At 69.3% G+C, this 24,455-nt stretch carries 24 protein-coding genes and 1 pseudogene; 11 read left to right on the top strand and 14 right to left on the bottom strand.

The genetic code is table 11. The features are described 5' to 3' along the window. Window positions 1-96: 96 nt before the first annotated feature. Both OG205_RS05485 and OG205_RS05480 read left to right on the top strand, forming a co-directional pair. Window positions 97-2,061 carry a sensor histidine kinase gene (locus OG205_RS05485; protein WP_330275142.1) on the top strand — a complete coding sequence of 655 codons (1,965 nt, stop codon included), beginning with the start codon at window positions 97-99 and terminating at the stop codon, window positions 2,059-2,061. Further along, window positions 2,049-2,681, top strand: coding sequence for a response regulator transcription factor (locus OG205_RS05480; RefSeq protein ID WP_330275141.1), 633 nt, complete (start codon window positions 2,049-2,051; stop codon window positions 2,679-2,681). Before OG205_RS05485 ends, OG205_RS05480 begins: the two co-directional genes overlap by 13 nt. A gap of 18 nt (window positions 2,682-2,699) precedes the next feature. On the opposite strand, the gene OG205_RS05475 is transcribed toward OG205_RS05480, so the two are convergent. From OG205_RS05475 to OG205_RS05455, 5 genes are all read right to left on the bottom strand, one after another. Next, complete coding sequence (locus OG205_RS05475) at window positions 2,700-5,021, bottom strand: DUF7617 domain-containing protein (protein ID WP_330275140.1); 2,322 nt, start codon at window positions 5,019-5,021, stop codon at window positions 2,700-2,702. Window positions 5,022-5,221: 200 nt separating this feature from the next. Further along, complete coding sequence (locus tag OG205_RS05470) at window positions 5,222-7,567, bottom strand: bifunctional salicylyl-CoA 5-hydroxylase/oxidoreductase (RefSeq protein WP_330275139.1); 2,346 nt, start codon at window positions 7,565-7,567, stop codon at window positions 5,222-5,224. Continuing rightward, the gene (locus tag OG205_RS05465; RefSeq protein WP_330275138.1) at window positions 7,564-9,150 is read right to left on the bottom strand and encodes an AMP-binding protein; all 1,587 of its coding nucleotides are present in this window, start codon (window positions 9,148-9,150) and stop codon (window positions 7,564-7,566) included. Before OG205_RS05465 ends, OG205_RS05470 begins: the two co-directional genes overlap by 4 nt. A 25-nt stretch (window positions 9,151-9,175) precedes the next feature. Continuing rightward, the gene (locus OG205_RS05460; protein WP_330275137.1) at window positions 9,176-10,075 is read right to left on the bottom strand and encodes an acyl-CoA thioesterase; all 900 of its coding nucleotides are present in this window, start codon (window positions 10,073-10,075) and stop codon (window positions 9,176-9,178) included. After that, window positions 10,072-10,554 carry a cupin domain-containing protein gene (locus OG205_RS05455; RefSeq protein WP_330275136.1) on the bottom strand — a complete coding sequence of 161 codons (483 nt, stop codon included), beginning with the start codon at window positions 10,552-10,554 and terminating at the stop codon, window positions 10,072-10,074. Before OG205_RS05455 ends, OG205_RS05460 begins: the two co-directional genes overlap by 4 nt. 40 nt (window positions 10,555-10,594) lie before the next feature. On the opposite strand from OG205_RS05455, the gene OG205_RS05450 reads away from it, so the two are divergent. Genes OG205_RS05450 through OG205_RS05440 form a run of 3 tightly spaced genes read left to right on the top strand, consistent with a single transcriptional unit; the run spans window position 10,595 to window position 12,790 of the window. Continuing rightward, the gene (locus OG205_RS05450; protein WP_330275135.1) at window positions 10,595-11,011 is read left to right on the top strand and encodes a RidA family protein; all 417 of its coding nucleotides are present in this window, start codon (window positions 10,595-10,597) and stop codon (window positions 11,009-11,011) included. Between the two features lie 57 nt (window positions 11,012-11,068). Next, on the top strand, window positions 11,069-11,920 hold the full coding sequence (locus tag OG205_RS05445) for a fumarylacetoacetate hydrolase family protein (RefSeq protein WP_330275134.1): 852 nt from the start codon (window positions 11,069-11,071) through the stop codon (window positions 11,918-11,920). Between the two features lie 15 nt (window positions 11,921-11,935). After that, a complete protein-coding gene (locus OG205_RS05440; protein WP_330275133.1) occupies window positions 11,936-12,790 on the top strand; it encodes a PaaX family transcriptional regulator in 855 nt (284 codons plus the stop codon). Here OG205_RS05440 and OG205_RS05435 read toward each other — a convergent pair. Continuing rightward, entirely contained in the window at window positions 12,787-13,287 is a 501-nt protein-coding gene (locus tag OG205_RS05435; RefSeq protein WP_330275132.1) for a M15 family metallopeptidase, read from the bottom strand. The genes OG205_RS05440 and OG205_RS05435 overlap by 4 nt on opposite strands. A gap of 110 nt (window positions 13,288-13,397) precedes the next feature. On the opposite strand from OG205_RS05435, the gene OG205_RS05430 reads away from it, so the two are divergent. Together OG205_RS05430 and OG205_RS05425 are read left to right on the top strand one after the other, a co-directional pair. Continuing rightward, complete coding sequence (locus OG205_RS05430; RefSeq protein ID WP_319974418.1) at window positions 13,398-13,742, top strand: hypothetical protein; 345 nt, start codon at window positions 13,398-13,400, stop codon at window positions 13,740-13,742. 14 nt (window positions 13,743-13,756) lie between these two features. After that, window positions 13,757-14,242 carry a glutathione peroxidase gene (locus tag OG205_RS05425; RefSeq protein WP_330278107.1) on the top strand — a complete coding sequence of 162 codons (486 nt, stop codon included), beginning with the start codon at window positions 13,757-13,759 and terminating at the stop codon, window positions 14,240-14,242. A 4-nt stretch (window positions 14,243-14,246) separates the two neighbouring features. On the opposite strand, the gene OG205_RS05420 is transcribed toward OG205_RS05425, so the two are convergent. Together OG205_RS05420 and OG205_RS46725 are read right to left on the bottom strand one after the other, a co-directional pair. Then, window positions 14,247-14,618: a hypothetical protein gene (locus tag OG205_RS05420; RefSeq protein ID WP_330275131.1), complete on the bottom strand. Its 372-nt coding sequence runs from the start codon at window positions 14,616-14,618 to the stop codon at window positions 14,247-14,249. Window positions 14,619-14,736: 118 nt separating this feature from the next. Then, window positions 14,737-14,979 (bottom strand): annotated as a pseudogene (locus tag OG205_RS46725) (DUF1963 domain-containing protein); the annotation flags it as partial. Between the two features lie 336 nt (window positions 14,980-15,315). On the opposite strand from OG205_RS46725, the gene OG205_RS05415 reads away from it, so the two are divergent. Further along, window positions 15,316-16,164, top strand: coding sequence for an AfsR/SARP family transcriptional regulator (locus OG205_RS05415; protein WP_330275130.1), 849 nt, complete (start codon window positions 15,316-15,318; stop codon window positions 16,162-16,164). On the opposite strand, the gene OG205_RS05410 is transcribed toward OG205_RS05415, so the two are convergent. From OG205_RS05410 to OG205_RS05390, 5 genes are all read right to left on the bottom strand, one after another. Further along, window positions 16,135-16,653 carry a flavin reductase family protein gene (locus OG205_RS05410; protein WP_330275129.1) on the bottom strand — a complete coding sequence of 173 codons (519 nt, stop codon included), beginning with the start codon at window positions 16,651-16,653 and terminating at the stop codon, window positions 16,135-16,137. The genes OG205_RS05415 and OG205_RS05410 overlap by 30 nt on opposite strands. A gap of 9 nt (window positions 16,654-16,662) precedes the next feature. Continuing rightward, window positions 16,663-18,747 (bottom strand): tetratricopeptide repeat protein, encoded by a 2,085-nt coding sequence (locus OG205_RS05405; RefSeq protein ID WP_330275128.1) that lies wholly within the window; start codon window positions 18,745-18,747, stop codon window positions 16,663-16,665. Between the two features lie 11 nt (window positions 18,748-18,758). Continuing rightward, the gene (locus tag OG205_RS05400) at window positions 18,759-19,964 is read right to left on the bottom strand and encodes a hypothetical protein (protein ID WP_330275127.1); all 1,206 of its coding nucleotides are present in this window, start codon (window positions 19,962-19,964) and stop codon (window positions 18,759-18,761) included. Window positions 19,965-20,268: 304 nt separating this feature from the next. Continuing rightward, window positions 20,269-20,739 (bottom strand): hypothetical protein, encoded by a 471-nt coding sequence (locus tag OG205_RS05395; RefSeq protein ID WP_330275126.1) that lies wholly within the window; start codon window positions 20,737-20,739, stop codon window positions 20,269-20,271. A gap of 113 nt (window positions 20,740-20,852) precedes the next feature. Beyond that, window positions 20,853-21,704 (bottom strand): alpha/beta fold hydrolase, encoded by an 852-nt coding sequence (locus OG205_RS05390; protein WP_330275125.1) that lies wholly within the window; start codon window positions 21,702-21,704, stop codon window positions 20,853-20,855. A 123-nt stretch (window positions 21,705-21,827) separates the two neighbouring features. Here OG205_RS05390 and OG205_RS05385 point away from each other — a divergent pair, with 123 nt between their 5' ends. Then, complete coding sequence (locus OG205_RS05385; protein ID WP_330275124.1) at window positions 21,828-22,412, top strand: CGNR zinc finger domain-containing protein; 585 nt, start codon at window positions 21,828-21,830, stop codon at window positions 22,410-22,412. Here the strand turns inward: OG205_RS05385 and OG205_RS05380 are convergent. Further along, window positions 22,391-23,068 (bottom strand): alpha/beta fold hydrolase, encoded by a 678-nt coding sequence (locus OG205_RS05380; RefSeq protein ID WP_330275123.1) that lies wholly within the window; start codon window positions 23,066-23,068, stop codon window positions 22,391-22,393. The genes OG205_RS05385 and OG205_RS05380 overlap by 22 nt on opposite strands. Window positions 23,069-23,189: 121 nt before the next feature. Here OG205_RS05380 and OG205_RS05375 point away from each other — a divergent pair, with 121 nt between their 5' ends. Beyond that, window positions 23,190-23,624: a cupin domain-containing protein gene (locus tag OG205_RS05375; RefSeq protein WP_330275122.1), complete on the top strand. Its 435-nt coding sequence runs from the start codon at window positions 23,190-23,192 to the stop codon at window positions 23,622-23,624. Between the two features lie 63 nt (window positions 23,625-23,687). Then, window positions 23,688-24,404 carry a spermidine synthase gene (locus tag OG205_RS05370; protein ID WP_330275121.1) on the top strand — a complete coding sequence of 239 codons (717 nt, stop codon included), beginning with the start codon at window positions 23,688-23,690 and terminating at the stop codon, window positions 24,402-24,404. The last annotated feature ends 51 nt before the right edge of the window (window positions 24,405-24,455 follow it).

Raw genomic sequence — 24,455 nt, 5'->3', positions numbered from 1 at the left:
CCGGCGCAGGGGGCCGTCCACATCGGTACCGGCCCCGAACCCGTTCTCCGTGCCAGCACTGAGGCCAGGCCGCCGCACCGGCCTTACCCTGGGGCGATGACGTGGCCGCGGCCGGCAGGACTGGCTCTTCTGGGCATCGCCGTCCTGATGACGGCGGGCGCCGGCTGGCTGCTGTTCCGCACGCCTAGCGACATGATCGGCGCGTTCGCCGGGCTCGCGACGCTCGGACTGGCTATGGCCGCGCTCGGCGTGACGATCGCGTTCCGGGTGCGTGCCAACCCCGTCGGCCCGCTCCTCGCCTGGGTCGGGGCGATCGTGGTCTTCCTGGCCGCCCGCGACGTCTACTACGGGCGCTGGCTCGCCGATCCGGCCTCGGTGCCGCTGGACTCCCGCGTGGTCGCGGTGCTCAACGAGAGCGGCTGGTGGCTGCTCGCCGCCGTCGCGTTGCTGCTGCTCCACTTCCCGGACGGCTCGCTGCCCGGGAAACGGTGGTCGTTCCTGCCGCCGTTGATCGTCGTCCTGGCCCTGGCGCAGCAGGTGTTCGGCGCGACGCCGCGGGAACCGTTCACCGAACCGATGGAGGGGCTGGCCAAGCCCTGGGGGCCACCGTTCGATGTGGTCCACGTCCTCAGCTACGTGGTGAACATCGGGTTGATTCTGACGTTGCTCGCCGCCGGGGTCTCGCTCGTCGTGCGGTTCCGCAGGTCCGTAGGCGTCGGCCGGGCGCAGTTGAAGTGGCTCGCGTTCGCCGGACTGGCCGCGACCGCGTACCCGGTCGTGTGCCTGGCCGAGATCGTCGTGACCGGCCGAAGTGGTGTCGTGGCAACGGTGTTCGGCGTCGTCACGATCATCGCGCTGTTCTGCTCGGTCGGTGTCGCCATGCTGCGCCACGACCTCTACGACGTCGACCGCGTGCTGGCCGACACGATCAGCTACACGATCGTCCTGCTGGTCCTCATCGGGGCTTACGCGCTGTCGGCCCTGACTCTGGGGCTCATCGCGGGCCAGGACTCCCCCGCCGCCGCGGCCGGCGCCACCGCTGTCTGCGCCGTGCTGCTCACGCCCGTCCGCAGGCGTCTGCAACGGGAGGTCGACCGGCGGCTCTTCCCGCGCACGAGGGCCGCGCTGCTCGCCATCGAAGACCTGCAACACCGCGTGCACACGCAGGCCGCCCAACCGGAAGAGCTCGAAGCGACGCTGCGCACGGCGTTGCGGGACACCACGGTCAGGGTCGGGCTGCTGTTCCCCGCGTCGACCGGCTTCGTCGACGCGAAGGGCGCACCGGTGACCGACACCGGACTCGTCCCGATCACGTTGGGCGGCACGCAGATCGGCGTTCTCGCCTCGTCCGTCACCACCCCGGCCGTGCTGCGGGTCGTCGCGACCGCCGCCGCGAGCCTGGTCGAGGTCGCCCGGCTGCGCGGTGAGCTCGCCACCGCCCTGCGCGAGGTGGAGGCGAGCCGCACCCGGATCATCCAGGCAGGAGACGCCGAACGGCACCGGCTCGAACGCGACCTGCACGACGGCGCCCAGCAGCGGCTGGTGTCGCTGGGCATGGCGATGCGGCTCGCGCAACGGCAGCTGCCCACCGGTTCCGTCGACGTGCACGCCCTGCTCGACCAGGGCGTCGCCGAACTGGCCACCGCGATCGCCGAGCTCCGGCAGATCGCCCACGGTCTGCGTCCCACGAGCCTCGACGACGGCCTCCACTCCGCACTCGCCGCGCTCACGAACAAGCTGCCGGTGCCGGTGGCGCTGGAGATCATGTCCGAACCACTCGCCGACGACATCGCGATCACCGCCTACTTCGTCGCCGCCGAGGCGATCACCAACGCCGCCAAGCACGCGCACGCCAGCGCCATCACCGTCCGCGTCACGCAGCAGGCGGACGAGGTGAACGTGTGGGTGAAGGACGACGGCTGCGGCGGCGCCGATCCACGCGGCGGTTCCGGACTGGCCGGGCTGGCCGACCGCGTCGCCGCGCTCGGCGGTTCACTCCTGCTCAACAGCAGGCCCGGTGGCGGCACGACGATCCAGGCGGTGCTGCCGTGCGCATCGTGATCGGCGAGGACTCGATGCTGTTCCGGGAGGGAATCGCAAGCCTGCTCTCCCACGCGGGACACGACATCGTGGGCCGTGCCGGCGACGCGGACACTCTCGTGGCCGTGGTGGCTCAGGCGGAGCCGGATCTGGCCATTGTGGACGTTCGAATGCCTCCCGACCTGACCGACGACGGCGCACGGGCCGCCCGCCGGATCCGGTCCGCCCAGCCCGGTGTCGGGATTCTCCTGCTCTCCCAGCACATCGAGACGCGGCACTCCGTCGACCTGGTCAGCCAGGGTGGATTCGGGTACCTGCTCAAGGATCGCGTTCTCGAGGTCGACGACTTCCTGGAGTCGATCGCGCGGGTCGCCGCCGGCGGCTCGGCACTCGACCCGGAGGTGGTGGGCAGGCTGCTCGGCCGGCCCGCCACCGGGTCACTCACCCCGCGCGAACGCGAGGTCCTCGGACTGATGGCCGAGGGCTGCACGAACGTCGCGATCGCGCGTCGGCTCTGGCTCACCGAACGCACGGTCGAGACCCACATCGGCAGCATCATGGCGAAACTGGGGCTGGCCGCCAACGTGGAGGAGCACCGCCGGGTGCTGGCCGTCCTGACCTATCTGGCCGAGTTCGGCTGATGCTCCTCCACTGACGACTCAGCCCAGCACGCAGAGCAGCGAACAGGCCTTCGCGGACGACCAGTCGCTGTACACGCGCGTCCCGTTGACCGGCGTGTACTTCGCCTTCGCCTTGTTGGTCAAGGGGAACAGCGACAGCAGCGCGTAGGTCGAACAGTGGACCTGCTTCGACTCACCGGGCTGCAGCGTGAACGGCCCGGTCTGGCAGGCCGGTTCCACGTCGTCGACCACGTAGGCGTCGACGATGGCGATCGGGCCGTTGTTGGTCACGGTGATCCGCCAGTACGCCGTGGCGTTCAGCAGGCCGAGAACGCCCACGGGTGCTTGCTTCACCCAAGGCCCGGCGCCGCCCGCCTTGCAGTTGGCGGGTGTGTGCGAACCGCAGATCTCCTTGTTCACCACAACGTTCGGCATGCATCCCGCGCCCGGTGCGACCTGGCGGGTCACCGTGTTGGACGAGAAGCCGCCGGTCGCGTCGGTTCCGTCAGCCTTGTTCGCGACCGAGGAGACCGGGCAGTCCGCGGAGATCGTGGTGCGGAAGCACACCTGCGGCGCGTCGCCGTTGAACTCCAGGGCCAGTGACGGCTGGTTGCCGCCGCCGAAGTCCGCGGCGTTGTTCAGCACGAGCGACGCCGTGAGGGTCAGCGTGGCGGCCGTGACGCCGGTCAGGTCGACCGTCCCGTCAGGAGCGAAACTCGGCACGGTGACGGGGTTTCCACCGCCGTCCACGGCCTTCACGGTGGACGCGCCGAGGTTCACGTTCGCCGGTGTCACGCCGACGAGCCGCGCCTTGGTGTAGGTGGTGGCGTGCGGTTTGCCGTCGCAATAGAACTGCGAGGGGGTGAGCGACACGGAGGCGCCACTGCGTACGCACGGCGACGCCCCCGTGTCAGGATCCATCGAGAACAGCACGCCGGCGTCGCCCAGCCCGATCATGCAACCGGTGGGAGCGTCGTAGGCGTAGCCGTAATCTCTTGTGTCACCACCGTTGGCGGTGGGATGGGTGATGCGCGCCGGCACTCCGGCACACGACGTTCCGGTGCTCCAGTCGTGACACACCGCGGCACCGATGTACGGGCCGCCCCAGATGCCGATGAAGCTGCGGACGCGGTTGCCGGTGCGGACCACCTCGGGGTTGAACGAGATGACACCGCTCTCCAGACCGGCGGGAGCCGACGGTGCGGGCAGGGACGAGCCGTCGATCGCATAGCAGGTGGTGACGTTCTGGCCGGTCGTGCTGGAGCACGCGCCGGTCTCCGCACCTGTTGTGCTGTAAGCGGTGTAGGCGTTGTAGGTGTAGTTGCCGGACGGGCCGATCTGCTTCGGGGAGGCCCAGCCCGCGCACGCGGCGTTGGTGCCGGGGTCGAAGCAGCCCATCCTGGGGATGCCGCCGCCGGGCAGTGACGACGAGGCGAAGATCTTGCCCCCGGCGACGGTCAGCGCGCCGAGGTAGTAGTTGTTGCTGCTGGTGAACGGCACGATCGGCGCGTAGGGCTGGCCTCCGCACGCGCTCTGCGTGGCGATCGTCCAGCACACCACGCTGCCGGAGGTCGCGACGCCGTAGAGGTTTCCGCCGACCTGGACGAGTCCCGCCATCTCGACGTTCTGCCCTGCCCGCGGCATCAGGGACCAGAACCCGCAGTTGCCGGGCGCGGCGAGATCGAGGCAGGCGACGCCGAGCGAGGACGCCGTGACGGCCGAGTAGTACACGCGAGCGGGATTCGCCTCGTCGCGGACGTACTGCGGTTCGAGTGGACTGCCGATGTCACCGGTGTTGCCCGTGCCGAACGGACCGGACGACGTGTTGAGCGGCTTCGGCCACGGACCGCCCGAGCAGAGCGAACTGGTCGTGAGATCGGTGCACACGAGCTTCGGGGCGGCGGGGCCCACGTGGTGGTAGACGTTCCACGCCTGCAGGCGGCCGTCCGGCGTGCGCTGCAGGATCGGGGTGAAGCCGTCACCGCCGGTGCTGCTCGCGCTGGCCTGCACGGGCGGGGTGAGCAGGCTGGACAGTGCCTTGCCGCCGTTGCGCACGTTGGGGTTCGTGGCGGTGACGGGGTTGCCCTCGGTGCCGGTCCAGCCCGGCGGCACTTGCAGCGAGCCGGCCAGGAGGGTCTGGCCGGGGCCGATGGGGTCGGTGATCGCGGCGGCACCGTTGGCACCGTTCGCATAGGACACGACCCAGGAGGCGTTGTCGCCGTGGGAGGCGGGATCGGACACGCCCTGCACGGACTTGGTGAGCGTGGAAACGGGTGGCTGGGCGGCCACGGGAACAGCGGCGGTGAGCGTGGCGCCGGCGAGCACGCCCGCTAGCACCATCGCCGGCAAACGTCTTCGCACGAGAACGATCCCTTCGGTGGCGGTTCAGTGGGGAACTGACCGCCGACGCTAGGGATCGCGCCAGTGTTCGAAACACCCCCTCACCCGCGTGCGTGGGAGGTCTGCCCCATCAGACCAATGCGGACGCGCGGAACATGTGACCAGACAAGAGATTCCAATTCATAGTCGAATGAAGTTTCACCTGAACGCGCCTGAAGTGCCTATCCGAGAACCGAATGCTCGCGGCGCGGCGTCCAGCGCAGGTGCACGTTCCGATCTGGAGGGTCGGCCCGCAGCAGCGACAACCTCGGCCGGACGGCGTCGGTGCGCGCCGACGGCGGCTTGCGGCTGCCCGCCCGGTACTGGACCGGCCACTCGGCGCGAAATTCCTGTTCCGCGGCCGCGTGCAGGGTCCAGTGCGGGTCGTAGAGGTGCGTGCGGCCGATCGCGCACAGGTCTGCGCGGCCCGCCAGCAGGATGGAGTTGACGTCGTCGTAGGAGGCGATGGCGCCGACCGCGATGACAGCCGCACCGGTGACCTCGTGGCGGATCCGGTCGGCGAACGGGGTCTGGTAGCTGCGACCGTACGCCGGGCGCTCGTCCGCCGTGACCTGGCCGGTGGAGACGTCGATCGCGTCGGCGCCGTGGGCGATGAACGCGCGGGCGATCTCCACGGCGTCGTGCTCGGTGTTGCCGCCGTCGACCCAGTCGGTCGCGGAGATGCGCACGATCATCGGCCGTTCCGCGGGCCACACCGCGCGGACGGCGTCGAACACCTCCAGTGGGAACCGCAGCCGGTTGGCGAGTGTGCCGCCGTACTCGTCGGTGCGCTGGTTCGCGATCGGTGAGAGGAACGAGGACAGCAGGTAGCCGTGCGCGCAGTGCAGTTCGAGCAGGTCGAAGCCCGCTTCGGCACCACGTTGCGCCGCCGCCACGAACTCGGCGGTGATCCGCTCGCGGTCGACTTCGCCCGGGACGGCGTTTCCAGGGCCGTACGGCAGCGGTGATGGGCCGACGACGTCCCAGTTGCCCTCGGGGAGCGGTTCGTCCATGCCCTCCCACATCAGGCGGGTCGAGCCCTTGCGGCCGGAGTGGCCCAGCTGGAGGCCGATGCGGGCGGTGCTCCGCTCGTGCGCGAACGACACGATCCGCGCCCACGAGTCGCGTTGCTCGTCAGTCCACAGGCCGGTGCAGCCCGGCGTGATGCGGCCTTCCGGCGAGACGCAGACCATCTCGGTCATCACCAGTCCCGCACCGCCCATGGCCTTCGATCCCAGGTGGACGAGGTGGAAGTCGCCCGGCACGCCGTCGACGGCCGAGTACATGTCCATCGCCGAGACGATCACGCGGTTCTTGAGTTCCAGCCGCCCCAGGCGGAACGGCTGGAACATCGCCGGCGCCGTGGTCGGAAGTCCCTGGGAGGCGGCGAAAGCGGCGTCGACGCGGTCGGCGAACTCCGAGTCGCGGGTGCGGAGGTTGTCGTAGGTGATGCGGCGGGACCGGGTGAGCAGGTTGAAGCAGAACCGCGTCGGTTCCTGGTCCGCGTACATGCCGATGTTCTCGAACCACTCCAGGGACGCCTGGGCGGCGCGCTGCGTCGACTCCACGACGGGGCGGCGCTCGGTCTCGTAGGCCGTCAGCGCGGTCTCGACGTCGCGGTGTTCGTGCAGGCACGCGGCGAGGGCGAGCGAGTCCTCCATCGCGAGCTTGGTGCCGGAGCCGATCGAGAAGTGCGCGGTGTGCGCGGCATCGCCGACCAGGACGAGGTTGCCGTCGTGCCAGCGCTCGTTGCGCACGGTGGTGAAGCTGAGCCACTTCGAGTTGTTGGCGAACACCTGGTGGCCGGCCAGCTCCTCGGCGAACAGCTCACGGACCCGTTCGACGGCGCGTTCGTCGGAGGCGCCCGGCGGGAACTCCTCGCCGGTGTCGAAACCGGCGCGGCGCCAGACGTCCTCGTGCATCTCGACGATGAACGTGGAACCGCTGTCGGAATAGGGATAACCGTGGACCTGCACGGTCCCCCACGGCGTGTCCTTGATGAAGAACTGGAACGCCTCGAAGACCAGGTCCGTGCCGAGCCACATGTACTTGTTGCGACGTGGGTCCACAGTGGAGCGGAAGACGTCGGAGGACCGACGCACCAACGAGTTGACGCCGTCCGCTCCGACCACCAGGTCGTACGACTCGCGCAGGACGTCGACGGCGGGCGCGGGCGTCGAGAAGTGCACGACCACGCCGAGATCGCGGCACCGTTGCTGGAGCAGGCCGAGCAGCTCCTTGCGGCTCATCGCGGCGAACCCCTGCCCACCGACGGTGTGGCTCTCGCCGCGGTAGTGGATGTCGATGTCCGTCCACCGGGCGAACCGGCGCGCCATCGCGTCGGCGAACTCCGGGTCGGCGTTCTCGATCCCGCCGAGCGTCTCGTCGGAGAACACCACACCGAAGCCGAACGTGACGTCGGATGCGTCGCGTTCCCAGATGGTGACGTCATGCGCGGGGTCGAGCTGCTTCATCAACGCGGCGAAGTAGAGGCCACCGGGCCCACCGCCGACGATGGCGATCTTCATGACAGCACCTCGTCCTCGACGATCTTGCGGAGCGTGAAGCGCTGCAGCTTGCCGCTCGCGTTGCGCGGCAACGACGTGCGGAACCGCACCTCGCGGGGATATTTGTAGGGCGCGATGGTCCGCTTCACGTGATCTTGGATCTCGCGCGCCTTGGTGTCGTCGCCCAGAGTGCCGTCGCGCAGCACCACGAACGCGCACACGACCGAGCCGCGTTCGTCGTCGGGTTTGGCGACGACGGCGGACTCCAGCACGTCCGGGTGGGTGTCGATGGCCTCCTCGACCTCGGGACCGCCGATGTTGTAACCGGATGACACGATCATGTGGTCGCTGCGGGCGTGGTAGTGGAAGTAGCCGTCCTCGTCGCGGTGGAAGACGTCGCCGGTGACGTTCCAGCCGCCCACCACGTAGTCCTTCTGCCGCTCGTCGTCGAGGTAGCGGCAGCCGACCGGGCCGATCACGCCGAGTCGTCCCGGCTCGCCAGGGCCCAGTTCGTCGCCGTCGGGGCCGAGCACGGTGGCGCGGTAGCCCGGCACCGGCCGGCCGGTGGAGCCGGGCCGGATGTCGTCGCCGGCGGCGGAGATGAAGATGTGCAACAACTCCGTGGCACCGATGCCGTCGATCACCCTCAGTCCGAGCCGGTCGTGCAGCCGTCGCCAGGTCTCCTGCGGGATGTGCTCCCCGGCCGACACCGCGGTCCGCAGTCCGGCGAGTTTTCCTTCCGTGCCATCGCGCAGGATCGCCTTGTACGCCGTGGGCGCCGTCGCGAGCACCGTGACTCCGTGCGCCTCCACCAGATCCGCGACCTGGGCGGGCGTGGCCGCCTCGGTCAGAAACGCGCAGGCACCGGCCCGCAACGGGAAGACGACGAGCATGCCCAGGCCGAACGTGAAGGCGAACGGCGCCGTGCACGCGACGAGGTCGTTCTCGGTCAGGCGCAGCACGTGCCGGCCGAAGGTGTTGTCGATGGACAGGACGTCGCGGTGGAAGTGCGCAGTGATCTTGGGCGAACCGGTGCTGCCCGACGTCGGCGCGAGCAGGGCCACGTCGTCGGCAGCCGTGTCCACCGCGGTGAACTCCCCCGGCTTGACCGCTGCGAGCACCTGGAGGTCGTCGTACGCCACCACGGTCAGCGACGGCAGAGCCCGAACGTCCTCCGCGAACCGCTGGTCCACCAGGGCGATCGACGGACGCGTCCGCTCGACGATCGGCGCCAGTTCACGGGTGCGCAGCGCGGCCATGGTCGTCACGACCACACCGCCCGCCTTGAGGACGCCGAGCCACGCGGCCACGGTCCACGGGGTGTTGGGCGAGCGCAGCAGAACCCGTTGCCCCGCGACGAGACCGAAGTCCTCGATCAGCACCTGCGCGATCTGGTTGGCACGTGTCCGCAGCTCGCCGTAGGACCAGACCTCACCGGCGGGCGTGCGCAACGCCGGGCGGTCGGCGCCGTACTTCGCCGCCGGGACGTCGATCAGCTCGGTGGCGGCGTTGAGGCGGTCCGGGTACTGGAGCTCCGGCGTCGTGAACTCGATCGTCGGCCATAACGCCGCGGGTGGGAGGTGGTCGCGAGCGAAGGTGTCCATGGTGAGTCCTTCCGCGGGCGGCGGGTCAGGAAGCGCGGATCATGCCCTCCTGGGCAACGGTGGCGAGGTGCTGCTGATCGCGGGTGAAGAACCGGCCGTACCCGAGGCCCCTGCCCGCGTCGGCGGCGACGGCTTCCTGCACGTAGAGCAGCCAGTCGCCGATCGGACCCTCGCGGTGGAACCACATCGAGTGGTCGAGGCTCGCGGTGACGAGTCCCGGCTGGGCCCACGGCAGGTCGAGCACGCGCAGGACGGGTTCCAGGATCGTGTAGTCGCAGACGTAGGCCAGCGCGGCGAGGTCCCGTTGGGCGTCGGTCAGTCCGTCGACCGGGCGCAACGGGTCGAACGGCTTGATCCACACGGCCTGGTGCGGCACCTTCTCGCCCTCGACGGCGAGGTAGACCGGGCCGGGCACGTGCCGCATGTCGAAGCTGCGGCCACCCGCCCAGTACGCCTTCGACTCCTCGGTCATCGACCCGCCGGAGCGTTCGGCGAGGAAGTCCGCCGAGCTCGGCAAGTCCTCGGGACCGGGCAGGTCGTCGGTGAACCCGGCCCGGAAGCTGCCGCCCGGCTCGCCGGCGGCGAAGTTGGCCAGGCAGACGTAGAGGGGCTTGCCGTTCTGGTAACCGCGGACCTGCCGGGTGCTGTAGCCGCGGCCGTCGCGCAGCAGTTCCACCTCGTAGCGCACCTGGGCGCCGATGTCGGCCGGGCGCAGGAAGTAGCTGTGCATCGAGTGCAGCGTCTTGCCGTCGGTGACCGAACGCATGGCGGCGGCCGCGGCGGCGGCGACCAGGTCCCCGCCGTACGCCTTGGGCCACGGGCAGGGCTGGGTGACGGCGGTGAAGGCGAGGTCGAAGTGCTCGGGTTCGGCCTTCTCCAGCGTGATGGCGTCGGTGAAGATCGCGGAGGTCGTCCCGGGGGTCATCGGCTCAGCCAGTCGCGCAGTTCGTCGTCCGGGACGTCGTCGAGGTTCACGACGATGTTCTCCGGCGTCCGCGTGGTCATCCACGTGAGCGGGTTGTTGCGGTCGAGGTTGCACTCGATGTGCGGCATGAACGGCGGGACGAACACCCAGTCGCCCTCCTCCATGTCGAGGTAGTCCTCGAACTTCTCGCCGAAGTAGATGCGCGCCCGGCCCGACAGCACGTACCCGCCGGTCTCGGCCTCGCCGTGGTGGTGGGAGACCGAGCGGTAGCCGGGCTCGTTGGTGACCTTGCCGAACCACAGCCGCGTGGCCGGGGTGTGCTGGATGCTCACGCCCGAGATCCGGATCGCGCCGCCGGAGTTCGCGGTGTCCAGGTTCTCGGCGCCGCCGCGCGTCACGACCGGCGCGACCAGTCCGCTGGGCAGCCGGTACATCGAGTTGTCGCCTTCGAGCCGGTACTTGCTGAGGTCGGGCTCCATATATCGCATTCTTCACCGCCGTCAGATATTGTCAATACGCATGAGGCCCGTAGCAGTGAACCCGGCCAGCCTGCCCGTCCCGCGCGGGTACTCCCACGGAACACTCGCCGGAAACACCCTTCACCTGGGCGGCCAGACCGCCCTGGACGCCGACATGAAGATCGTTCCCGGCGGCATCGTCGAGCAGTTCCGCCAGGCGTTCGGCAACGTGCTGACGACGTTGCGCGCGGCGGGTGGCGAGCCGGAAGACCTGGTCAGCATCACGATCTACCTCACCGACATCCCGGACTACCAGGCGCACGGCAGGGAGATCGGCAAGGTGTGGCGCGAACTCGCCGGCCCCGTCTACCCGGCCATGGCGGGCATCGGCTGCACGGCGTTGTGGCAGCCGGAGGCCCTCATCGAGATCCTCGGCGTGGCCGTGATCCCGGAGGAGCGGCTGGTCAGGCCCAGCTGAATCGATAGCGTTCTCATGATCTACGAAACATGAACGCGATATTCTGGAGGTTCACGGGTGAGGCTGGCTTCAGTGACCGTCGACGGTGTGCGTCGTGGCGGTGCCGTCGACGGTGAGTCGATCGCGCTGTTGTCGTGCACGGTCGACGACGTGGTGCGGGGCGCCCCTGTCGACACCGCCGAGGTGCTGCCGTTGGCTGACGTGCGGCTGGAATCGCCGTTGCACCGCTTCAACCGCGACATCCTGTGCACGGGCTGGAACTACTGGGACCACTTCGAGGAGTCGAAGGGCAAGCGCGAGGCACAGGATCCGGTGGAGCGGCCGCTGCGGCCCACGTTCTTCACCAAGGGCCCGGACACCGTCATCGGACCGTCCGACGGCATCGCCTACGACCCCGCGTTGTCGCAGAAGTGGGACTACGAGGCCGAGATCGCGATGGTCATCGGACGCGACGGCCGGTCGATCCCGGAGGAGAAGGCGCTGGACCACGTGTTCGGCTTCCTCGTCGCCAACGACGTCTCGCAACGCGACCTGCAACGCGCGCACGGCGGCCAGTGGCTCAAGGGCAAGAGCCTCGACGCCACGATGCCACTCGGCCCGTGGCTGACCACCGTCGACGAGATCGACGACCTCGCCGGGATGCGGGTGCAGTGCGAGGTCAACGGCGTGCTGCTGCAGGACGCGACCAGCGCGCAGATGGCGTTCTCGTTCGCCCGGATCATCGCCGAGCTCAGCCACGGCATGACCTTGCGCGCCGGGGACGTGATCCTGACCGGCACGCCCAGCGGCGTCGGCAACGCCCGCGAGCCGCAGCTCTTCCTGCGCGACGGCGACGTCGTCGTGACGTGGGTCAGCGGCCTCGGCGAGCTGCGCAACACCGTCACGCTGACCGATCTCGGCACGAGTTAAGCTCGGTTGATCGAGATGAGGGAGAGGGCACTGAACGTCGCGGACATGACCGTGGAAGCCGCGGCTCCCGCCGGGCGCGACCGGCTCGGCCCGCTCATCATCACGATCTTCGGCCTCTACGCGCGCGGCGAGCACAACTGGCTGTCCGTGGCGTCCGTCGTGCAGCTCATGGCCGACCTCGGCGTCGAGAGCCAGGCCGCACGCTCGTCGATCTCCCGCCTGAAGCGCCGTGGCGTGGTCCGCGCCGAACGCCGCGACGGCGCCGGCTACGCCCTCGCCGAAGCCACCCTGGAGACGCTGGCCGAGGGCGACACCCGGATCTTCGAACGCCGCCGCGCGACCGCAGAGGACGGCTGGCTGGTGGTCGTGTTCTCCGTGCCCGAGTCCGAACGCGAGAAGCGCCACGCCCTGCGCACCAGCCTCACCCAGCTCGGCTTCGGCACCACGGCTCCCGGCGTGTGGATCGCGCCCGGCAACCTCGCCACCGAGACCCGCCGCACCCTCGAACGACGCGGCCTGTCCGAGTACGTGGACATCTTCAGCGGCCACCACTTCGCGTTCGGCGACCTGCGCTCGAAGGTGCGCGCCTGGTGGGACCTGGACGAGCTGACCGACCTGTACGCGGACTTCCTGCGCCGCCACCGCCCCGTTCTCGACGGCGGGGTGCTGTCACCGGAGCAGGCCTTCCAGACGTACGTGCCGATGCTGACCGCGTGGCGGCGGCTGCCCTACAGCGACCCCGGACTCCCCCTGTCCCTGCTGCCTCCCGGCTGGAACGGGGTGACCGCGGAAGCCCTGTTCGAGCAGCTCAACACCACTTTGAGCGCACCGGCCCGCGAGCACGCCCTGGCCGTGATCCACGGCCGCTAGGTGGACTGCGGCTGCGGGCACTGGCCACCCGGAGTCGTCAGCAGTTCGAAGTGCCACATCTCGTTCGCATAGGCCTGGCACAGCCCGTAGTCCGCCCCGTGCTGGATGAGCCAGTCATCGGCGTTCGTCGGCCCGATGTCGATCGCCTTGCCCGTGACGTGCGCCGACTTCTCCGGCGGGAGCACCCACCGCCGGGCCTCCTCCTCGCTGCGGTACAGCTCGACGGCCTCGTCCAGCAGCCGCTGCTGGTACTCCGCGCTGCGCCAGCCCGACGTCACCCGCAGCTCCACCCCGGCGAGCTTCGCGTCCGCCGCGGCCTTCCGCATCGCCGTCAGCAGCTCGGGGTCGAGGTTCGCGATGGCGGCGTGCTTGCCGTCGTCCAGCGAGATGCTCTCGTTCTTCGGGATGCTGCCGTCCTCGGTCACCCGCACCTGCGCGCTCGTGGACCTCGGTCCAGCGGGTGTGCAGGCCGTCACCATCACGAGCAGGAGCGCCATCCAACTTCCTTTACCAGCCACGACTTCGACTCTGACGCAGCGATGTCGCCGGACGGCCAGCGGAATGTGCTCGTTGTGCAACGAACCGCCGACTGGGTAGAACGGTGATCATGACGTCACGGATCACCGTCTGCCGAGGTTGCTGCTGCGGCACCGAGCGCAAGCACCCCGAGGTCGACCACGACCGCCAGCTCCAGGCGCTGCGCGCGAAGCTCGCGGACGTCCGGGTCGCCGACTGCCTGGACGCGTGCGAGGTGTCGAACGTGGTCGTCGTGCAGCCCAGCCCCGCCGCACGGGGCGCGGGGGCCAAGCCGGTGTGGGTCGGGTCCGTGCTGGACGACGACGCGGTGCGCGGCGTGATCGACTGGGTCGACGCGGGCGGACCGGGGCTCGCCGCTCCCCCGCCCTCGGTGAGCGCGCGGATCGTGCCCGCTCCCGGCCCCAAGAAGACATGAACTACGTTGGTGGCATGGAGATCTACGACATCCCGGTCCAGACTCTCGCGGGTGAGCCCGGCGACCTGAGCGCGTTGCGGGGCAAGGTGACGCTCGTCGTCAACGTCGCCTCGAAGTGCGGCCTCACCCCGCAGTACGCGGGTCTGGAGCGGCTGCAGGAGAAGTACGGGACCGAAGGTTTCTCCGTGGTCGGCTTCCCGTGCAACCAGTTCATGGGCCAGGAGCCGGGCACGTCCGAAGAGATCGCCACGTTCTGCTCGGCCACCTACGGGGTGTCGTTCCCCCTGTACGAGAAGATCGAGGTCAACGGCCCCGGTCAGCACGCCGTCTACCAGGAGCTCACGAAGCACGCCGACGCCGACGGCACCGCCGGTGACGTGCAGTGGAACTTCGAGAAGTTCCTCGTCTCGCGCGACGGGCAGGTCCTCGCCCGGTTCCGCCCGCGCACCGAGCCCGAGGACGCCTCGATCACCGAGGCGATCGAAGCCGCTCTTCGCTGACCACCTACTCGGTGAACATGGTGAACGAGCGCATCTGGTCGAAGCGCTGGGCCGCGAGGTCGTCGAAACTGATCAGGAAGCACCCGTAGTAGAGGTCGCTCGTCGTGTAGAACTGGGCGAGCGGCACCCATTCCCGGTTCAGCCGGTGCGCCTCGTCGTGGAGCAGGCGGGACCGCTCCGGCCCCCGGAGGCCGGCGTCGGCACTGTTCCTGAGGTGGGCGTCCGCCATCTGCGTCCACGGCGGGTTCTGGCCGCCCATCTCCTCGCAGTACCCGCCGAGACGCAGGAAGCAGCTCCCGTCCGGATCCGGCCACAGTTCGTCCACCAGGTCGCACAGTTCGTCGACGTGCTTCAGCTCGTTGAGCAGCTGCTTCACCGCTTCCGGTTCGAATCGCAGGTCCTCCGCCTCGATCCAGTCCGGCAGGATCGGCTGGATCCACGCGGAGAACTCGCCCTGCGGCAGGAGGAACGGCGTCCGGCAGGGGCAGCCCGTCCGCCCGCGGGACGAGCCCGCAGTCGATCGAGGCGATGAACGGCAACGAGGAGCCGTTGGCGGAGGCCGGCCACTCCATGCCCACCGGTAACCGCGGAAGTCCTCCTGACTGCGCGACGACCTTCTCGTCGGGGCCGGAACCCAGCCGGATCTCGAAACGGAGGTGAGCGGCGAACTTGGCGGCCTCGTCCTCCGGCAGACCCTGGTCGATCGCCGCGCGCCGGAACTGTTCGTAGCGGTCCATGGCGCAGCATGATCGCAGACCGATGCCGCGCCGCGGACCGCCCTTCGCGGGACGAGACCGCCGCCGAGCAGGACCGCGCCGATCCGCCGTGGCCGTCCACAGTGGAATCGTGCCGGGCCGTTGCCGATTCGGCACGATCCGGCCGCCGCCACGGCGTTCGGCGGAGCACTCGATCCCCGTTGTCAGGAAAGGGATCCCCCGTGCTGTCGACTCGCTATCCATCACCTGGTCCACCACGACACAGGTCGAACCGGCAGTTTCGGTGCGAGCACTACCTCAAAGCCCGTCGGCTGGTGAACACTCTCGGAGTCGGACATACCGGGAGGTGGCGTTCACGTGGCACCGGGAGACGAACCGCCGCAGTTCCGGGTTCTCGGTACGTTCGAAGTGTCGCGAGGCAACCGCCGCTGCACGCCGACGGCACCGAAGCAACGGGCGTTGCTCGCGCTGCTCGCCTTGCACGCCAACGAGTTCGTGCCAACCAGCCGCATCGTGGACCAGCTGTGGACGCGGGGCGCGCCGAGGTCGGCCGTCGCCGCGCTGCACGGTTACGTGACGGCGGTGCGGCGAGTGCTCACGCCGAGCTGGGTGAGTTCGCGAACGTCGCATCCCGTCCTGAACACGCGGCCGTCCGGTTACATCCTTTGCCTGGAACCGCATCAGCTCGACCTGACCAGGTTCCGGGACCTGGCGAGACAGGGCCAGGTGGCGATGGCGGCCGGCGACTGCGCGCGGGCCCGGGAGATGTTCGCCGTGGCGGTGGGCCTGTGGCGGGGTGCTCCGCTGGCGGACCTGCGCGAGACGGGGATGTTCGACCACGACATCTCGCGACTGGAGCGCGAGTACCTGGAGGTGCTGCGCAACAGGTTCGACGTCATGCTCTGCAACGGTGACGGGCATCTGGCGGTGTTCGACCTCGAAGAGCTGTGCCGCACATACCCATTGTGGGAGAGATTTCACGAGCAGCTGATGCTCGCTCTGTGCCAGTCCGAACGCCGCGCCGACGCGTTGACTGCCTACGCGAGGGCGTACCGGCTGCTGTCGAGCCAGGCCGGAATCGAGCCAGGGCCCCGGCTCCGGGCCATGCACCAACTCATCCTCAACGGAGAGGACCCGTTCGACCGGGGTCATCGGCACGAACGGGTGCTCACCGGACTACAGCTGGCGCACACCGTTTCCCCTTAGCCGCCAGTCGAACAGGCGGCGGTAGAAGACGAGCGGCTCGGCCTCCCTCACCTCCGTGCGGGTGACCTCACCGATCAGGATCGTGTGGTCGCCGTGATCGAACATCGCGGTCACGGTGCAGCGCAGGTAGATCGGCGCCGCACACAGCCTTGGCACGGCTCCGTCCCACTCCCAGGCGATGTCGGCGAACTTGTCCGCGCCACGGCTCGCGAACGTCCGCGCGGTGCGTTCCTGGGCGCTGCCGAGCACGTGCACGCCGAACTCCGCGCAGTGCGTCAACGGCTCGCGGCAACGAGAAGCGTGGTCGACCACCACCAGCACGGAGGGCGGATCGACGCTGTACGAACAGATCGAGGACACGAGCAACCCGCACGGCCGGCCGCCAGACTGACGTGTGGTGACCACGGCGAGTCCGGAGACCAGCCGGCTCATGGCGTCGGTGAACGTGGCCGCCGGCGGTGCGGCGGTCACGTTCTCCGTTGCTGTCACGGCGTTCTCCTAGCTGGCCGACGCCGCGGCGCAGAGTTCCCTGCGCTGCCGGGCGTCCTCGTCGTCGGTCACCGCGAGCACCGCGTCGTAGTCGAGGATCGCGGCATCGAGCTCGCCGGACTCCTCGTAGGCGACGGCGCGGTTGTAGCGGGACTCCGGGTTGTCGTCGAGCGTGATGGCCCGGCTCAGATAGCTGATCGCGTCGGTGAGTTCGCCGGAGGCCACCGCGATCGTGCCGCGGATCGCCCACGCCTCCGCGAGCCGGTCGTTTCGCCGCACCGCCTCTGCCAACGCCTCGGACGCCGCCGTGTACTCGTCCTGCTCGACCAGCAACTGGCCCTTGAGACACAACAGGAGTGCGTTGTTCGGCGCCAGTTCCAGAGCGGCGGCGACATCGCGCCACGCCCCCTCGACGTCGCCACCGGCGAGCAGGTACCCGGCGCGGTTGATCCTGGCGTCCACGTGCCGCGGGTCCAGTTCGATCACATAGCCGAAGTCGGTCATCGCGCCCTCGACGTCGCCGAGCGCGAGCCGCGCGTCGCCGATGTTGTAGTACGCCTCGGGGAACGGCGGCGAGAGGCGCAGCGCCTCGCGGTAGGCCTCGATCGCCTCCTCGTCGCGGCCGAGCCGGCGCAGCACGTTGCCGACGTTGAAGTGGTGCTCGGGGAAGTTCGGATCCCGCTCGAGGACGTAGCTGTAGTCGGCGAGCGCGTCGTCCAGGCGGCCCATCGCGCCGTAGACCTGGGCACGGTTGTAGCGCAGCACCAGGCGGTGCAGCACGTGCTCGTCCGGTTCGAGGTCGCGGTCCAGCCTGGCCATTCCGTCGTTGACCAGGGCGAGCGCCACCTCTGGCTTCTGCTCGCGCACCTCGACCAGCGCCAACCCGTTGCGGGTGAAGACGGACTGGAAGGCTTCCTTCTTCGGGTCGGTGAGCTGGGAGGCGATCGCGATCGCCAGGTTCATCCACGCCCGCGCCCGAACGTAGTCGCGCTCGGCCTCCGAGTAGTGCCGCGCGTGCAGCATCGCCGTGGAGTAGGCCAGTTCGAGGTGAATGGCCGCGTCCGTGGAGGCGGCACGTCCCTCGACGTAGAGCGTCTCGGCCTCGGCGGCGCGTCCGACGGCCGCCAGCACGATGCCGGTCTGGAACGTGAGGTGCCACCACAGGTCGGGGTCGGTCTCCCGATCGGCGGCCGCCCGCCCGCGCAGGCCGTGGTCCGCCGCGGCCTGGTAGAGCCCGACCTTGTGGCAGTGGTCCAACGCGACGCGCAACGCCTTCGCGCCCGCTCCGGCCGGATCGCTGCCGTGCTCCAGGTGGTACGGGATCGCACCGAGGTGCAACGAGAACTCCCCGGACGCCGCGAGCTTCTCGGCTCGGGCGTCGTGCAGCGCGGCACGGGCATCAGCCGGCAGTTCGAGGTAGGCGGCGAGCACGCGTGGGTCGTCAGCGGTGCCGTCACCGTCCACATAGGTCCGTGCCAGGTCACCTTCGAGAGACTTCTCCGCGACCGGTTCTGCTTCGACGACCTGAGCGTGTGCGGCGATCGTCTGCGCCAGCGACACGTCGATCTCGCCGAGCGGGTCTGCCAGCGGTGCGCGGCTGGTGCCCACGACCACGGTGAGGTCCGGGATGTCGCTGCGGCGCAACAGGACCGCGATGAACTCCTGGTCGGACGCGTCGGCCTCGTGCGCGTTCTCGATCACGAGGGTGCGCGGACCGCCGCCCAGGGCGGTGAGGTAGTCGCGCAGCAGTTCCGCCAGGCCGTTCGCGATGTTGCGGGTGTGCAGCCGCGAGTAGTAGCGGGTGCGTTCGCTGTCCTGCACGGCCCATTCGAGCGTGTGCCAGGCACTCGGCACCCGGCCGGCGAGTTCCGGTGTGGTCGTGAGGAGCTCGATGTTGTGCCGCTCCCCCAGTTCCGGGCACCGTTCCAGCAGGTCGTCGGCGATCTGGCGCAGCAGCGACCCCGCAGCCGTGTACGGTCCGCGCAGCCGCCGGTGGGCGTCGAGGACCGCCCAGATCGGCGGCAGTTCCAGTGCGGCGAGGGCGTGTGCCCGGTCGCGCCGCCGGTCGGCGCGGATCCAGTAGCGGCTGTCCATGGTGCGTCCCTTCAGTGAATGACGTGGTGCAGACGACGGTCCCGGCGTGCCCGCACGCGTTCCCGGACCATGAGCCAGCCGAGCACTGCGCACTGCGCGATCGCCACGCCGCCGAAGACGATCGAGTCGAGCAACTGGGCCGTGGGCACCCCGTCCCCCGTGAGCCGCCCGATGACGCCGGTGACGAACCGGTAGAGCACGGGGGCGCCGGCGAGCACGAACGTGGTGAGGCTGGCCGTGTAGCCGACGACGACGAGCCACGAGTACCAGCGAGCCACCTTGCGGTCGACCGGGTGCAGCGCCGACTCGTCCGTCTCCTGCTTGCCGAACAACCGCCGGAACCTGTTGCGGACCATCAGAAGTGCGGCCCCGTGCAGGTCGACGCAGCCGAGCACCGTGCTCACGAGCACGTAGACATCGGTGCGCAGGTAGAGGAAGAACTGCCAGATGACGCGGAGCAGCGCGGCGAACGCGACGGCCAGCAGGAACCGTCCGGGGCCCGACAGCGTGCCGTCCGCGTGCCGCGTCAGATCGGCGGCGATGGTGCACGCGGCGATCCCGAGGACGTCGGCCAGCAGCCCTGCGACGATCGGCAGGTAGCGCTGCCGGCGCGGCACCGCCACGAGCCCGTCGAGCGAGGTCTCCAGCACGATGAAGTAGAGCCGTCGCCCGATGCGCAGCCTTGACCGAACGCCGAGCCGGCGCCCCGCCAGCGCGTGAAAGGACTCGTGCAGGAAAAGAAGGGGAATGGCGGCGAGGAACAGTCCGACCTGGATGACCATGTAATAGTCGGAGAAGAAGATGTTGTGATAAGTCGGCCGCAGGTCCGCGTTGAACACCATCGCGAACAATCCCCAGACGGCCACACCCGCGTAACCGAACCAGGCCACCGGCGAGAACAACGCGGCGCCGAGTCCACTGAAACGCACCGGCGCCGTCTCGGCGGCGACTTCACCGGATTTGCGAATGAGCTCGAGTTCGTCCAGTCCGGCGACGATGTCCTCGATGTCGACTTCTTCCCCGTATTCACGCTCGAACCATCGGGCGGCCTCGCGCGGGGTGTCACCGTCGACCAGCCTGCGCACGAGCGCGGCGCCCTCACCGGGGAAGATGCCGTACGAGTCGACGTCGGGGCGACCGATCGTCACCTCGTCGCCGTCTTCCAGGAACACCAGCGAATGCAATGGCACCGGCCGGTCCAGATCGATCTCGGTCACGACGTTCCTCCCCGGCGTCAGGCCGGATGCGCTGGGCCTCGGGAGCCCAGCGCATCCGCGTCGCGCCTTAGACCGGCTTGACGTTGTACTGCGAGCAGGCGGCCGCCGTGAGGCGAACCGGGCCCACCTTGCGAATGGTGATTCGCTTCATCTTGGCCTTGGTCTTCTCCATGAGTGCTCCTCCCTCCGATGTGCAACTGACATCGAGGAGTCTGCCCGCGCACTCCAAGAAAGCTCCAAGAGCGCTCCAAAATCGTTTAGCCGTGCCTGAGCAATGAAAATCAAATGGGCAGTATTGCTCGGATCAGCGCCGGGTGGCCGTCGCGCCGTTGGCGATCAGGTTGTTGCCGATGTACTTCTCGGACAGCGCGCGGAACGTGTACCTGGCGGCGTCACCGTTCAGGTTCGGGGTCCAGCAGCGACGCTGGCCCTTCTCGATGTGCTGGTTGCCGCCAGGCTCGGTGTCGCAGTTGACCTCGCCGACCCAGTTCCCGTTGTCGAAGCGCTGGAGCCAGACCTGCGCCGTCTGATTCGTGACGAAGGTCTGCTCGTACAGCGCGAACGCGAAGTACAGGCTGCCCTCGCGGCAGAGGTAGATCGTGCCGATGCGGTCGCCGGTCGAGATGGACTTGATCGGCCCGGTGGTCACGACGGTCTGGAAGCCGTTGTCGTTCTGGCAGTCCGGGTTCGCCTCGATGCCCGCCGACGCCGGCGCCGCCAGGCCCAGCAGAACCGCCCCCGCCACGGCGAGAGCCGCGGTGATCTTCTTGAACATGTCCCCTCCTCGTTCACGGCAGGTTGCCGTGCCACCACGATGGAGAGCCGATGCTGTGGAGTCCTTGCAGGCTTTCTGGAATCGCGAGGTCAGCGGCTGTGGGCAGCGTCAGGTCAGGCGAAAGTCTTCGCCAGCACCGTGTTCACGTGCGCGGCGATCTCGTCGGCCGCCTCCTCCAGCGCGAAGTGACCGGTGTCGAGCAGCACGACCTCGGCGGAGGGCACGTCGCGGCGGTAGGCCTCGGCGCCGGGAGCGATGAAGAACGTGTCGTTGCGGCCCCAGATGGCGAGAACATTCGGCTGCCGTTCGCGCAGCCACGCCTGCCAGGACGGGTAGCGGACGGGGTTGGTCTGGTAGTCCCACAGCAGGGACTTCATGTACTCGGCGCGGCCCGGCAGGTCGATGACGGCCTGGTCGGCCAGCGCCTGCTCCGGGTCGATGTGCTCGGGGTTCTTCGCGCCCGTGAGCCACTGGTGCCGCGTGCCCGCGAGGCTGACGACCCAGTCGACGGTGTCCTGGTGCTTGGCCTTGTCGCTCCACCAGCCGTTCAACCCTTCGACGTCGGGGCCGAACCCCTCGACGTAGGCGTTGCCGTTCTGCGTGATGACGGCCTTCACGCGCTGGTCGTGCTCCAGCGCGATCCGGAAGCCCACCGGGGCGCCGAAGTCGAACATGTAGACCGCGTAGTCGCCGATGCCGAGCAGGTCGATGACCTTGCCGGTCACCTCGGCCAGCCCGTCGAACGTCGGGCTCTCCGGCAGCGGGTCGGACGAACCGAAGCCGGGGTAGTCGATCGCGACGGTGTGCCAGTCGGCGGCGAGGCGGTCGATCAGCCGCACGTAGGCGCGAGTGCTCGACGGGTAGCCGGGCAGCAGGACCAGGGTGGGCCTGCTCGCGTCGCCGGCCTCGCGGACGAACACCTTCAGGCCGTCGACCTCGACGTGGTGGTGGCGGATCGCGGGCATGTCGTTCTCCTCGGTTCGTTCTAATGGATAGAACGACCGTATACACGTTAGGTTCGCTGCCGCAAGCGTCCCCGGCGAGAATCTGCTAACGTCTCAGTCGTTGCTTCAGCCATTAGGAGAGGCGTGACCACGACACTGTCCGAGTTCCAGGCGGCGGGCTTCCCCATGGGTGCCGAGCCGCTCGTCGCGCTCGACCTGGTGGACACGCGGGCGTTGTGCCTCGACCCGGTCAGGGACTTCCTCGCGGACGAGGCCGACCACGCGAAGTGGTGGGCGCTGCAGGCGGACCGGCTGCCCGCCGCGCCACCACCGGCGATGAGCGCGACCCGCCGGCTGCGTTCAGTGCTCCAGGACCTGTTCGACGCTCACCTGACCAGGCGCGCGCCGGATCCAGCGCTGATCGCGGATCTCAACGCCGTCGCCGCCGCGGTGCCCACCAGCCCGAGGCTCGACGGCTGGGGCAGCGAGGCACGGGCCGGGATCCGGTGGCACGACGACTACAACGGCCATCCGGCGCTGGCCGCGATCGCGGGAGAGGCGATCCGGCTGCTGGCCGACCCCGTTCAGCTGGAGAAGCTGCGCGCGTGCGGCAACCCGGCCTGCTCCATGGTGTTCCTGGCCGAGAACAAGCGCCGGGTCTGGTGCGCCGCCAACGTGTGCGGCAACCGGGCCCGGGTCGCGCGGCACTACGAGCGCACGCGCGCCTGATCCTTCGTGACCTGGTGCAGCAGCTCGGCGAGCGGGCCGGGCGTGGACAGGAACGGCGAGTGCGACGTCGGCAGGTGATGCACCACCGACGCGCGGGCGGCCAGCTCCTCCTGCACCGCGGGCGGCATCGTCTTGTCGTTGTCGCACACCAGATACGTGGACGGGATCGTGAGCCAGCCGGCGGCCCTGAGCCGATCCGTGGCGACTCGGGCGCTCTGCGGCCGAAGCATCGCGACGGCACGCTCGGCCACCTCGGGATCGACGTCGCCGTAGAACTCGGCGAGGGCGTCGGCCGGCGGAGCGACCAGCTCCGTCTCGAACGGTGGCATGCCCGCCGCCTCACTGATCGACGTGCCCGCTTCGAGCATCCACGCCGCCAGGTAGACCAGCCGCGTCACGAAGGCCGAGCCCGCCGTCGCCTCGGTGACCGGAAACCCGCCGTAGGAGTGCCCTACCACCGCGACCGGCCGGTCGATCTCCGCGATCGCGTGCCGGATCGCCTCCGCGTCCTCGTGCAACCCGGCGGCCGAGCCCGAGCTGGGAAGGTCGACGGTGTGCGCGGTGCGGCCGAGGCTCCGCAGTTCCTCGATCACGAGCTCCCAGCACCACGAACCGTGCCACGCGCCGTGAACAAGAAGGATGTCAGGTAAGAGCATCTGTTCTCCCGCCAGGAAGCCGGAATCCTCTCACGGGCACGCCTCTCGCCGGACGAGGCCCGGCTAAAGTCGATCACGCTGGCGGAGCAGGTGCCGCCACCGCATCCCTGAGGAGACGCACATGCGGACGATCAGCCGGCTCGCTCTGATCACAGCCGTCGTCGGTCTGGCGGCCGCCGCGTCACCGGCCGTCGCGGGCGCGACGCCGGGGCGTGGGGTCAGCGCCGTCACGATCTTCGACCAGACGGTGGGCGACACCCAGTACGTGATCAGGGAGATCACCATCGCGCCGGGTGGCGCCACGGGCTGGCACTACCACCCCGGACCGGTGCGCGGCGTGGTCACCAAGGGCGTGCTGACCCACCACGACGCCGACTGCTCGGTGGACGGCGTGTACCGGCCGGGTCAGTTCATCAGCGAGCGCAGCGGCACCGGGTACGTCCACATCGGACGAAACCTCACGGACGCCCCGCTGGTGCTGACCGTGTTCTACGAGAACCCCGCAGGTGACCCGTTGGCGGTCAGCACGCCGAACCCCGGCTGCTCCTTCGAGTAACGCCCCGACGACGAGCGGCACTCACCCGATCGGGTCCTGGTCCACGGGGTACCGTGCCGTCGCATGAGTGCTCGGTTCCAGGAACTCGACTACCGCCAGACCCCGCTCGGCGAGCTCACCCTCCGCCGCCGGCTCGATCCCGGCAGCGGCAGGGAGATCCACGAGATCAAGCTCAACGACGAGTTCCTGATGTCCAGCCTCTTCGTCGTCGCCGAGGTCGAACTGGCTCACCTCGCACTCGCGGAACTGCCAGGGGACGACCTCAACGTGGTCGTGGGCGGCCTCGGACTCGGTTACACGGCGCAGACGGTGCTCGAAGACCCGCGGGTCGGTTCGCTGCTGGTCGTCGACGCCCTCAACGAGGTGATCGAATGGCATCAGCAGGGCCTCATCCCCGCAGGGAAGACGCTGGCGGCCGACGAACGTTGCCGGCTCGTCCACGGTGACTTCTTCGAGCTGACCCGGTCCGGGCAGGGCTTCGACCCCACGGGGCCGGGCAGGCTGTTCGACGCCATCGTCGTCGACATCGACCACTCGCCGCGGCACCTGCTGCACCCGTCCAACGCGGACTTCTACGAACCTGAAGGCGTGCGGCGGATCAGCGACCTGCTCAGTCCTGGCGGGGTGTTCGCGCTGTGGTCCAACGACCCGCCCGAGGACGAGTACACCGCCACTCTCTCGACGGTCTTCTCCGACGTGCGGGCCGAGGTCGTCAGCTTCCCCAACCCGATTCAGGGCCGCGACTCGACGAACACCGTGTACCTCGCGAAGCACGGCTGATCGCGGCCGTTCGCCGCAACTTCGCGAATCTTGGTTTGACCACAGCCGTTC

Origin of the sequence: Lentzea sp. NBC_00516, assembly GCF_036346835.1 — a bacterium.
Taxonomy (GTDB): Bacteria; Actinomycetota; Actinomycetes; order Mycobacteriales; family Pseudonocardiaceae; genus Lentzea; species Lentzea sokolovensis.
The sequence above is the reverse complement of the archived record's forward strand: the minus strand, read 5'-3'. Positions and strand labels throughout refer to the sequence as shown.